We start from the raw sequence: 12,135 nt of genomic DNA on the forward strand, positions 1-12,135 counted from the left end.
TCACTGTATTTCATTCGGTATATCGGTTTGTTTTTTTTTAGGTTAACTCCTTCTAAGTTAGTGAATTATTTTTAGGTAACGCTGGATTAAGTAGATTAAAAAATTGCGATATGCGAATAAAAGGCGTTGGGATTGTAAAAAAGCAAGGATAAAATAGTAGAAAAAGCAAGGGATTGGCTTTATAAAGAGTATCTTTGAAACCTCAGTTTTGATCAGTTGTAAATAAATCAATTATAATTTTTTTTAGCATGAATCCAACTCCATTTTCTTTTATAAGGACATCAAAAACGTATTTACCCCAATATGATGTACTACTAGAAAAAGTTTATGCTTACAGTGTTTGGCCTGCGTTTATTTTACAGGATCAGGTCAACCTTACCTATTGGGAAGAGTTATATGTAGAGTTTCCCTTGTATCAGTTTTTCATGATGGACGGACAAGAGGTGGTGGGCAATGGCAATTGTGTGCCTTTGAGTTTAACGCCTGAAGAGCTGCTTCACTTACCTGATGAAGGATGGGATTGGGCCTTAGCGCGCGCTTTTCTCGATAAAAAAGCGGGTAAACAACCCAACACATTATGTGCCTTGCAAATAGGGGTGAATCCTGCCTATCAAGGACGTGGAATCAGTCAGTATTTGGTGCGTTTTATGAAAGCTATTGCTCAGGAGCAGCGATTTAACCATTTTATTTTGCCCATCCGACCAACAGCTAAGCATCGTTATCCGCTTCAAGACATGGAAGAGTATATCAAGTGGAAGGATGAAAAAGGACAAGCTTTTGATCCTTGGATTCGCACCCATGAAAAAAATGGGGCTAGGGTGATTAAAGTATGCCCTAAAGCCATGTATGTGGAGGGGAGTGTTCAGGAATGGGAGCAATGGACGCAGCGTTCTTTTCAATCGTCAGGACACTATGTTGTAGATTTTGCCTTAAACCCAATCGAAATAGACCTTGTAAACAACAAAGGGATTTACGTAGAACCCAATGTTTGGATGCAGTACACCCTAAGTAAATAATACCAAAGACTCCCTTTTGCTGGGGAGTCTTTTTTTTTTAGCTAATGGAGAAAAATGAGGGTTAAATAATTTCGTCCTCCCGTTTTGTTTATATCTAAATTTAATATAATTTTAGTTAATTATTGTGAAATGCTTATAGGGCTAAAGCAGTGTTGTTTTTTGTTGTTTCTTATTTTACTAAAAAAGCGAATTATATCTAACCATATAACAGTTTGAACAGTAAATGCGTATTACAGGAGATAAGCCGTTAGCTTTAGCAGTAAGCAAGCATGGTACACCAATTATTTCGCACTAACTACGTATTAAATCTCGATGAAATGCATGTAAAAAAAACTGTATTAAGCGCTATTTTGGCTTGTTTTGTCAGTCCGTTTAGCTATTCTCAAGACCCCGTTCGCGTCTTGCCTATATTTGATAAAATTGTATTTTATGACGGGTATGCTAGTCCTACAGCGGAGGAGTTGCCTCCGGGAATTGTAAAACTCAGCAATTCCCTCTATGCAAAAAAATTAGCAGATTCAGAACGACAAGCGATTTTGTCGACTATGGAGGTCGAGGTGACAATAGGAGCGCGCTGTGATAATTACGATCGCATTGGTGGTGTTTTTCTTTCTTTAGTGCCCAAAGGAGAAACATTGACGGATCAAAACAAACAGACAATTGAGATTGGGCGTTTCATTACGCCATTTATGAATAAGAATAGACAACCACTGGAAGTGCCTTATACTTTTGACTTGACGCATTTAGTGCCCTTGTTCAAAGATGCTGCCTATGAAACCTATGATTTTTGGGTGGAGTTTAACGTATTTGGCGTGCCTTATGCCGCCAATGTAGAAGTTAGTGGTTGTGCGGGAAGAACAGATGTATTTGAAGGATCTTTAGCTATTAAAACACAAGATAACGGCAGCGTGTTAAACACCTTTTATTTAGAGCCTTTAGCTAGTAGAGCGTCGTTTAACAATTACAATGCTACCGATGTGGAGGGCACAACGACCAAACTATATCAATTTACATTAGAGGAAGATATAAACGAAGCCTACTTTCATTTGATTACCTCGAATCACGGAGCTAATAATGGAGGAGAAGAGTACATTCGCCGAACGCATCAGGTTTATTTGGATGGGGCTTTAATCGAAACCTATAAACCAGGGGGCAAATCATGTGAGCCGTTTCGCGTTTTCAATACACAGGCAAATGGAATTTACGGTCAGCGACCAAGAACAGAAGCCGATTGGGCGAGTTGGAACAACTGGTGTCCTGGGGATGTTATTCCCAATCGCGTAATTAGGTTGGTCGATTTAACAAGAGGAACACATGAGTTTAAAATTACAGTACCCGATGCGCGTTTTATAGATAAACAAGGTGATTTTCCCTTGTCTCTTTTCTTTTATGCAACAGGGGTAGACGGGGTATTGTCTACAGATAGCTTTGAGCAAGTAAGCTACAACGTCTATCCGAATCCTTCACAAGAACTAGTGTATATACGTTCAGAAGTTGCAGTAGAATCGCTTGTTTTATACGACATGAAAGGAACAGTTCTCCTCACTGCGGAACAGGTCAATCAATTGGATATCGGGCATTTATCATCAGGCAAATACGTGCTAAAGCTCGTTTTTGAAAATGGGATGACCACAACAGAAAACATCGTTAAAAAGTAGTTTTACTCGCTTTTATGCAACTGTTTTGTTGCAAAAGTTGCACCTATAGAATGACTCAAGCCTTGTGTTTGGGTCATTTTTTTGTAAAATGATTGTTCATTATTCGCCTATGGGAGTGTAAACCCAGCGGTTTTTCCTAGGCACCTAGGTATTTTTTTGTATTTTTGTTCGCATGAAACGAATACTTCCTTTCTTTTTTGTTTCCTTTTTATTGGCTTGTTCCCAAGAGGCCAAACAGTTGCCTTATTTAGGGCATCCTGTAACAGAAACCTTAGCCTCTGGTGAAACAGTAGAAAAGCACTATGAGATTCCCGATTTTGAATTGCTCAATCAGGATAGTCTAGTGGTAAACAATCAAACACTAGGAGGGAAGATTTACATTGCGGATTTCATCTTTTTGCAATGTCCGACGATATGCCCCAAAATGAATGCCGAGATGAAAAGGGTATACGACGCCTTTCACGAAAATGAAAATGTCGTATTTGTTTCTCATACCATTGACCCTAAGAACGATTCGATTCCCGCTTTAAAGGCCTACAGTGAGTCTTTGGGTGTGGATGGAGCAAAATGGCATTTCTTACACGGAGAGGAAGGCGCCATTCACCAATTAGCCCAAGCGTATTTTATGCAAGCCTATCAAGCGTCCGACGCACCTGGGGGCTATGCGCACAGTGGCGGGTTTTTGTTGATTGACCCAGACCAACACATCCGCGGTGTATATGATGGAACGAGCACCACAGACGTCAACCGCCTGCTAGCAGAAATTCCCGTTTTGTTGAATGAAAAGAAAAAATAAATGAAAAAGCGTATTGTACTGCTCTTACTGCTTTCTTTTATTTACCAAAATACCTCGAGTTTTTGGATTCTAGCCTCTTTTTACCTCAATCAGAAATTTATTGTTGAAAATATATGTATCAACCGCTTTGATTTGATTCCCATGTGTTACGGAAGCTGCTATCTTCAAAGTGAGTTGTCGGAAGATTCGGATAAAAAGATGGAACTTCCCCTCTTAAAAACCAAAGAAATACAACCTTTATTTGCGCAAACACTGCTGTATAATCCCTATGAGGTTCGATTAGTACCTGTAGATGCGGTACAGTATTCAACCGATGTAGAGGTTTTTATCCCCCCTCATTTTATTGGCGCAGTTTTCCAGCCTCCAGAATGGGCTTAACTACCTAATTAACCGTCTTTGTGAGCATTTCTTTCGACCAGTCTTTTTTTTGCCCAGGCAAAGGAAACAGCTATTGGTCGTGTGTTCTAAGACTGATAAAATGAAGTTGAACCATTTAAATTTAAAACTATGCAAGCGAATAAAGTACCCGTTTGCACTATTGGTTTATTTGATGCTTCAACCGATCTCTGGATGGGATCCGTTGAGGGATTACTCAAGAAATACCCTACATTAGCCTTGCCACATAGCAATGCGTTCTACCTTATGCTGTGTATTGAAAAAGGAGAAGGCCTGTTTGTGATTGATCAAGATCGCATGCGCATTGGCCCAGGTCAAGTGCTACTAATTAAACCAAATTGCATTAATACCCTTGCACTGAGTGAAGAAGCAACAGGAACCGTTATTGTGTTTACGGCTGATTTTTTCTCTCTGCGCTACAATACCAATGTATTGCATCAATTTTCGTATTTTACAGAGGTTAATCACGCTGTATTTACGTTGCCTGAAGAAAAACAAAAGAATTTGATTTTTTTGCTGTGGCAGATGATGGAGGAATTTCAGATCAAAAAGAAAGCCTCCCAGAAAATCTTGCGTTCGTATTTGAATATACTGTTGATTGAGTTTGATCGACTCTATGTGCCTCTACAAACCGTTAAAGTACACAATGCCGTTAACGACAAAATACAGCGCTATCAATCCTTGATTGAACAGCATTTTAAAACCCATAAGATGCCATCGGATTATGCCGAAATGTTGAACATCAGCACGAATTATTTGAACAAGATTTGTCGAACCATCTTAGGCCATACCTCAGGGAGTTTAATCAAGCGTCACATTATTCTCGAGGCAAAGCGCTTGTTGAGTTATACCACGAATTCTATTGGGGAAATAGCCGATGAATTGGGATTCGAACACGCCTCTTATTTCGTTACCATGTTCAAAAAAGCCACGGCTCAAACTCCAGAACAATTTAGAAAAAGTCAATGGACATCCTAAAAAAGAGGATGGGAATTAGGTAAAAAAGATCAGCTAAAAAAGATCAACTAGGAGGGAGAAGTAAAGAAAGGTGATAGGTTTTAGGCGGAAATAGCGCGAAAAATACTTTCATTTTGTTAAATGTATCACGGAATTATTTCGAAATGACTACCTTTAATTTTTAATAAAGTAAAAAGATATGATGCTAAAGCGATTGCTTTTGTTTTGTTGTTTGTTCATCGGTTCGCTTGCTGTGCAAGCACAAAATCCTTTAGGACAGATGATAGAAGGTTTTAAGGAAGATTACAATACGAGTAATTACGACAAGTTCTACCATCGTTTTTCAGAGTCCCTTCAAAGCAAGGTGCCCTATCCTGCTGTAGAAGCCTTTTTTGATGAAATGAAGCAAAACTTAGGGTCAATTGTCAAGATTGAGTACTATGGAATCAACGACGATCAAACGCCTTTGTTTAAAACGCAGTTTGAAAAGGATACCGCCATTGTTAACTTCGCCTTTGATGACGAGGCTAATATTGTGGGATTTCGCATCCTCGATTACGTCAATCAAGACGATTTACGCGAGGATTTGATCAGCAAGTCAAGAGAAGATATTATTCGAGAAAATGCGGCTTTCTTACCTGAAGAAGGACAAATCGCCCTAGCGATTATTAAGAACGATCAAGTTTTTTACTACGGCATTAAAAAACGAGGCAATAACCTGGTGGAGGTGGAGAATAAAAACGGCGTATTTGCCTTAGGCACATTCACCTCTATATTTACCAATACCCTTTTAGCACAAGCAGCGGTAGAGGAAAAGGTAAAATTGTGGGAAGATATAAATGCGTATTACCCTCAGCCGTTTAAAGATACCTTGACTTTTTCTTTTTCTTCCCTGGCCAATGGTAGTGCACAATTGCCTTTCTTTCCTAAAATAACAGTAGTTTCCGAGGATTTGGGCGTGCAAAAAAAAGGTAAAAAGAACAAAAAAACAGCAGGTAGCGTGTCTATTGCCAACTATTTAGCCCACGATATTGTGTTGGATACGGTTCAAACGCGCGGTCGTTTTTCTATCTTCGGCATTAGCGTGTTGGGAGATGCCTTAACTCGTGTGTATGAAAAACCCTATGCTTCTTTATTTCAAACACAGATTGTAAATAAATATGGATTAACATCGACGTATCTAGTGAAGCCAAAGCGATTGAAAGCCATTGAATCCATTGGAAAGGTTGATTTGGGCTTAGATAAGAAAGCCAACTACTTCGATATTTTCTTGCCTTCTACCCAAGGGTATTCAACTGTAGAGGATATCACCCAATACGTGCAAGCGTATTTTAAACCCGATCATCCAGAACTCGACCTGATGCAAAAACCAACAAGTATGATTACCCAATACGATTGGATTAGCTTAGGATGGCGTTTAAACTTTTTTGGAGCCGATGCATCCCTTTACTTTCACAGGGGTATTGATGTAGCCTATTCCAATTTTGTCAGTTTTAGCCCAGAGCGCAAAGAAGGAGTCATTGTATTGACCAATAGTTCAGAAGATGAGGTGGTACAACTGATCGAGAATTTGAGTTTTCAATTGTGGTCCAAACTCGTTTTGGAAGACAAAGAAGTAGCTATAGAATAGTACAAAAGCTGATTTTTTTAAATCAGCTTTTTTTTATGTTCGAAAGTAGGGACCCCACTGGATTTTTTTGTGTGAGTCATGCCTATATACCCTAAACCAAGCCATTGTGAACATAGACAATACAACTGGGGTGAAAATCACAGGTATTGATGCTTATTTGTTTGTCTTTCGACACCGTTTTAACGTAGTTTAGCTCCGCGATCATAAGGGTAAAAGTGAGAGGAGAAGTAAGAGGTATTTCCCATTGATCGGCTTGTACAACCTCATGAGGCGTAACGTATAGACTATAGGAGGAGGAGGAGTGCCCAGCAGCCGTGGTTAGCGGAATATGCAGCAAAGTAAAATCGATTTGAACCGCAGACGCCTGTGGGGGGAAGGTAAGGTAATCTTGAGCTACAAATGAATCGAACTGGAGGATTACTTTCTCAGAGGCTACTGTTTGTATCCTCAAGGGTAATGTACAAAAGGATTGAAAAGGACTGTTAATGTTAAAATCAAAACCGACGAGTCCTTGCATAGGTGTATTAAAAAAGGTACGCTCTCCTAAGGGGTAGGCTGTATTTTTCTTGAGTAATCCTAGGGTGGCACTCGTTAAACGGCGAAAAAAATTGCGGTCGTGTTTGTTGTAAATAAAATCACCAATAGCCAAGCGAATTATTTTGCTATTCCTGGAGGCATAGCCAAACGTATGAGCTGCTTTTTTAGTGTTTTGGGTTTGTTTTGGTTTGTTTCCTTTGCTCTGTATGAGGTTAACTCCGTGTACTACACGAGTTGTAGTGGGACCTAAGACTCCTCTAAGGTGTCCTTTTGCATCTAGTTTTGCCATCTTTTTTAGTATTTATAACGTTGTATCTTGCTGTTTTAAAGCTATTTTAAAGCATGTGCCAGTATTTTTGGTCTATACTGTCACCATAGTGCGTCTATTAAAAACCACACTTTTAATAGACGCACTATGGACTCATTATGGACTCACAATGGACTCATCTCAAATCAGAGTCGGACTAAACGTATGCTTACTATTGTCTCGTCCTGATATAGCTGTACAGCTCTTGTTTATAATCCTATTATCTACTATACGGTTTTTTTAGGACGGGTTATATTGTTCATTTAGCTTTCCTCTAACGATTGTGTTATTTGCAAGGTACATGGAATTGGAACTGTTTTGAAGACGGTAGGATGATAATCGTTGAAGACTATATGAAATTGTTTTATTTGTTTTGTATAGTGAAAGCAATTTATTCGAATAGCAGTTGAGTGTCGGGGACAGGTGTTCTACTGGCCCTGTCCTGTCGACGCAGGAGGCGTCGCATCAGTCACTCACGTTTGCTTTACACTTCTTTGTTTTTCCCGCCTTGTCCTGCCGACGCAGGAGGCGTCGCATCAGTCACTCACGTTTGCTTTAGACTTCTTTGTTTTACCCGCCTTGTCCTGCCGACGTAGGAGACATCGCATCAGTTACTCACCTTTGCTTTACAATTCTTTTTTTCCCCTATTTTAATAAAAATAAATGTAATTAGGCTTTTAATTAGGCTGCTTAGTTTGAAATTGTTAATTTCATAAGGTTCTAAATTGTGAATTTATAGGAATGAAACAGTACTATTATTTTTTGAGTGTACTAATTTTATTTAGTATGTATTGTCCCTCTTGGGGACAAGTTCCTCCTTATCAATATAGTAACTTTAATTTTGGTACAAATGATGTGTTGTATACACGTGCAGATTTGATGTATCGGATTAAAGAGATTTATCCAGATTTTCACGTATTATCTCCTTCAGAAAAAAGTAACTTCTATGTGAAAGAAGAAATTCCTTTTTATTCGGTTTTTAATTATACAGATAATGACCAGTTTGAGTTAGAAAAAACACTTCAAATTTTTAATTATCGAAATTATAGCAGTTTTAAGGCTCCTATAGGGGTGAAAAAAGTTACTTATCATTTGTATAACAATTTAGTAGATTCTGTTAGCCAAATAAAACATGAATTTTTTTTTAATAAAAAAAATGGTTTTCTAGAAAAAGAAGTTAAATCTGGACAAGAAATATATAGTGCTATCAATTGGAGTGTGGTAGAAAGAGAGGAGTATAGTTATAGATATACAGAAAATGAAAAAAATTTAATTATTGAGAAGCTAATACAATTTGATGATAGTGCTATTTCATTAGCAAAATACACTTACTCAAAGGATGAAAGACTATTAATAAAAGTAGACTTCTTATCCAAAGACAATGATTGGAATTCAATAAGAGGAAGACTTTTGAAAGTACCAATTAGAAAAACAGTAGAATATTGTTATAATAAAGAGAATATAATTTTTGATATACTAGTAGATGGCAGTAGTATAACCCAGAAGGCATCAAGTTATTCAAATTATGTTGAGTTTGAGAATTTTAATAGGTGGTTGAATAAAGATAGTTGGAATTTTTTTTTAGGTTTAAATGAAGATGAAAGCGAAAGAGTTTTCTTTCCTAAGAACCTTGACCTAAATTTTAAGCAAGACTCATATAAGTTGAGTATGAATCATACAGTTTCTACAAATGACGTAGAAAAATTAAATATAGTTGTTCAATCACACAAGTCAAGTAATATTTTTAAAAATTATTACTGGGAAAAACATAGTGTTGAACATTATACTGGTAAGAAAATATATGATATTTTTTCTTCTACATTTCTAGTTATAAGGAATGAAGCAAATGAAGTGAATAACGCCTATTTTGCGAACAAGTATGAAATAGATAATGCACTGTTTTCTCCTAATGTACAAACAGAAACTAAGTTGATTTTTATATCAAAAAAGGAAGATCAAAATTCATACTTAATAAAAAAAATTAATAAAAAAGATTTGTTTCGAATTGATTTGTTTCGAGAAATGAACGATAAGGCTGCTAAGGCAGCCTTAATTGAGTACAATCGGGCACCTGATGTGAAAAATGAATCGTATACGTTAAAAATAAAATTGAAGAAAGAACTCAATGAAATTTATCTGATTAAGAATAAAGAAGAATATCCATTAATAACAATTAATTAATATCATTATGTCATTTCAATACTTTAATAAAGGAATAGATTATGAGGGACAAGATCTTCATATGTTACGAAATAATAAGGTTTTTCCTTTATATGAGTTTTTTGATACAAGTACATTTTCGGCTAGATATAAGTATCGCTTGAAAGCTGATTATATTTCAATTTGGATATCCTAATGAAATCCCTGATCGCGCGGATTTAAGGTTGCAATCCGTACCTTAGACTACACCCAATGCTTTATACAGTTTAAGAAAGATTTTTGTTTTACCCGCCCTGTCCTGCCGACGCAGGAGGCATCGTATCGGTCACTCACCTTTGCTTTTCAATCCTCTGTTTTACCCGCCTTGTCCTGCCGACGCAGGAGGGCATCGCATCAGTCACTCACGTTTGCTTTTCACTTCTTTGTTTTACCCGCCTTGTCCTGCTAATGATTATTTTTAATATAATTCATTGATTTACAATAGGTTGTGTTTTTTAAATCTCAACGATTAAACCCTTGTTCTATTCGATTTTCAACTATTACATGAGTTATGTTAACTAAATAGTTGAAAATGTTAATTTATTTTGATTTTAAATTGGTATAATTGTGTTTTTTATTGTTTTTTGGCAAATATGATTAGGTATTCAAATATAATTAGTTTATTTGATTTGTAATAATTAAATTTGATGGATAGAGGTTTGAGAGCTTTTTGGATTAAGATCCAATATCTTGTTTAAATAGAACGATGCAAAACCTGAAAAAAAAGATGTTTTCACTATTTAGGATGATATATAAGTTAGTTATACTACTATTTCATTTAAGTATCTTGGTGGAATCTCACGATATATAGGATGAGAATTTGTTATTTAATTCAAAAATTATTTAACATATTATTTTAAAAATAACTTGAAATCTTTCTTCAATATTAAAATTCATAGATGTTTAAAGTTTAGATTGGATAGTTGATAAGTCTGATTAAATTATACCCCCATTTGATGAAGATAATTAAAAATATACTTAAACTTTCTTACATTCTAGGTATTTTACTTATAGGACAAAATGTTTTGGCACAAAGAGAAATACAACCCTATGAAGACTCATTTACCTATGATTATGCACTAAAATACTGTTTGAATTTACCCATCATAGAAGAATTCCCTGATTATTGGTTTATAGAGAACTTTAAAGCTCCTAAAGGGATAAAAAGTATAGAAATGTATCCTTATGACAACAGGGTTATTTCTAAAAGATACCCTAGTGTTACCATGAAGATTAAGGAAAAGTATATTTCAATTAAAGACTTTAAACTCGTTCATATTTATGATCTTGAAAATGGATTTTTAAAAAAAACACTATTATTTCCTCTCAATAGAGATATCAATCATAACGACTCCATACTGTATAAAACATATAATTTAAAAATTGATGAAAAACATATTTTAATTGATGTATCATATCCCAATTCAGATGACATGCAAGCACAATATTTATATGAAAAAAAGACAAATAATTTAATTTATCTAATAAACAATAAGAGAGATACAGTTTACTTTTTATATAAAAATACAGGTGTAAAAAATTTGGATCAAGTAGTCATGGAAATAAAATCATCAAACATTAATTACCAAATTACGGATTTAATAGTTAGAAATAATTTCGATAACCTTTTGAATTTAAATAATTTAAAAAAATCTAATAATGATTCTACATTATTTTTTTCTAAAAAACTTAATGTTAATTCAAAATATGTCAGTAGTAGTACAACAGAATGGAATGATGATTCAATTCGTTTAAATATAGATACAGAATACTACAGACAAGATATAAAATTGAAATTTGCTTCCAATAAAACAATAAATAACATCAAAATAGAACGAAATCCTGTGTTGAATTGGGGGAATAACTATTTGCGCATAAAAAAATTATTTGGCTTATGGTATAAAGAGGTTAAAACCTACAGTCCGACAAGTGATATGAGTTTTAGCTTAGTAAAAAAGTTTCAAAAAATGTGGCAATCATATATGTATGGACTTAAAAAAACAAATGTCGAACGTAGGACAAAAACGGGTAAAATAAAAATTGTAAAAGGAAATATTTACCAAAACCATGAACCATTAATAATATACAACTAAGATTATGGCACTATTTAATACTTCTATAGATTATCAGGGACAGGATTTGCATATACTGCATAATAAGAATTATTTATCGAATTTAGAGGTGTCCTAAAATGGGGAAGCCCACAAGATATGTAGATATCTTATCTATTTACTTTTTATGAAGTTTAAAAGTTTACTGTGTAAAGAATTATTTCGTAAATTCAAATAACTAGTGTTTTTTATTTAAAGAATAGTTGAGTGAAGTTGTTTGATTTGTGAAAAAACATGTATTTGTATGTATAATGTTCTTTTTGATAAAAATTGATGTGAAAAAAAATAAAATATTGTGGATTTGAATTAGAATAGTTAAGTTTTAAAATATGTTTTTTTAAGAGTTGAATGCTCTTTTAGGGTTGTTTTAAAATAAGTCTTTAAAATTTAGTTGATTTAAAGTATCCACCCGACCAAGCCCATATTTCATAAGCTAACGTAAGGTAGTAAGTTTGCTTGAAATAATAAAGAGATGAGCAAACAAGAAATAATGTACTCTCATGTAGAGGATTGGAAAACAAGTGGATT

The 12,135-nt window shown here is 35.2% G+C and carries 9 protein-coding genes; 8 read left to right on the forward strand and 1 reads right to left on the reverse strand.

The window, feature by feature from the left end; all coding sequences use genetic code 11:
* Nucleotides 1-248: 248 nt before the first annotated feature.
* From H4K35_RS13545 to H4K35_RS13570, 6 genes are all read left to right on the forward strand, one after another.
* Nucleotides 249-1,016: a GNAT family N-acetyltransferase gene (locus H4K35_RS13545; RefSeq protein WP_182628495.1), complete on the forward strand. Its 768-nt coding sequence runs from the start codon at nucleotides 249-251 to the stop codon at nucleotides 1,014-1,016.
* A gap of 317 nt (nucleotides 1,017-1,333) precedes the next feature.
* Nucleotides 1,334-2,674: a peptide-N-glycosidase F-related protein gene (locus tag H4K35_RS13550; protein WP_182628496.1), complete on the forward strand. Its 1,341-nt coding sequence runs from the start codon at nucleotides 1,334-1,336 to the stop codon at nucleotides 2,672-2,674.
* A gap of 172 nt (nucleotides 2,675-2,846) precedes the next feature.
* The gene (locus tag H4K35_RS13555) at nucleotides 2,847-3,470 is read left to right on the forward strand and encodes an SCO family protein (protein WP_182628497.1); all 624 of its coding nucleotides are present in this window, start codon (nucleotides 2,847-2,849) and stop codon (nucleotides 3,468-3,470) included.
* Nucleotides 3,471-3,848, forward strand: coding sequence for a hypothetical protein (locus H4K35_RS13560; protein WP_182628498.1), 378 nt, complete (start codon nucleotides 3,471-3,473; stop codon nucleotides 3,846-3,848).
* Nucleotides 3,849-3,977: 129 nt separating this feature from the next.
* Nucleotides 3,978-4,844 carry a helix-turn-helix transcriptional regulator gene (locus tag H4K35_RS13565; protein WP_182628499.1) on the forward strand — a complete coding sequence of 289 codons (867 nt, stop codon included), beginning with the start codon at nucleotides 3,978-3,980 and terminating at the stop codon, nucleotides 4,842-4,844.
* 178 nt (nucleotides 4,845-5,022) lie between these two features.
* Complete coding sequence (locus H4K35_RS13570) at nucleotides 5,023-6,453, forward strand: DUF3887 domain-containing protein (RefSeq protein WP_182628500.1); 1,431 nt, start codon at nucleotides 5,023-5,025, stop codon at nucleotides 6,451-6,453.
* A 91-nt stretch (nucleotides 6,454-6,544) separates the two neighbouring features.
* Here the strand turns inward: H4K35_RS13570 and H4K35_RS13575 are convergent, their stop codons facing one another.
* The gene (locus tag H4K35_RS13575; RefSeq protein WP_182628501.1) at nucleotides 6,545-7,279 is read right to left on the reverse strand and encodes a hypothetical protein; all 735 of its coding nucleotides are present in this window, start codon (nucleotides 7,277-7,279) and stop codon (nucleotides 6,545-6,547) included.
* Nucleotides 7,280-8,038: 759 nt separating this feature from the next.
* On the opposite strand from H4K35_RS13575, the gene H4K35_RS13580 reads away from it, so the two are divergent.
* Nucleotides 8,039-9,478, forward strand: coding sequence for a hypothetical protein (locus H4K35_RS13580; protein WP_255492479.1), 1,440 nt, complete (start codon nucleotides 8,039-8,041; stop codon nucleotides 9,476-9,478).
* A 974-nt stretch (nucleotides 9,479-10,452) separates the two neighbouring features.
* Nucleotides 10,453-11,589: a hypothetical protein gene (locus tag H4K35_RS13585; protein WP_182628502.1), complete on the forward strand. Its 1,137-nt coding sequence runs from the start codon at nucleotides 10,453-10,455 to the stop codon at nucleotides 11,587-11,589.
* Nucleotides 11,590-12,135 lie beyond the last annotated feature (546 nt).

It is taken from the genome of Myroides sp. NP-2 (assembly GCF_014145665.1).
GTDB lineage: Bacteria > Bacteroidota > Bacteroidia > Flavobacteriales > Flavobacteriaceae > Flavobacterium.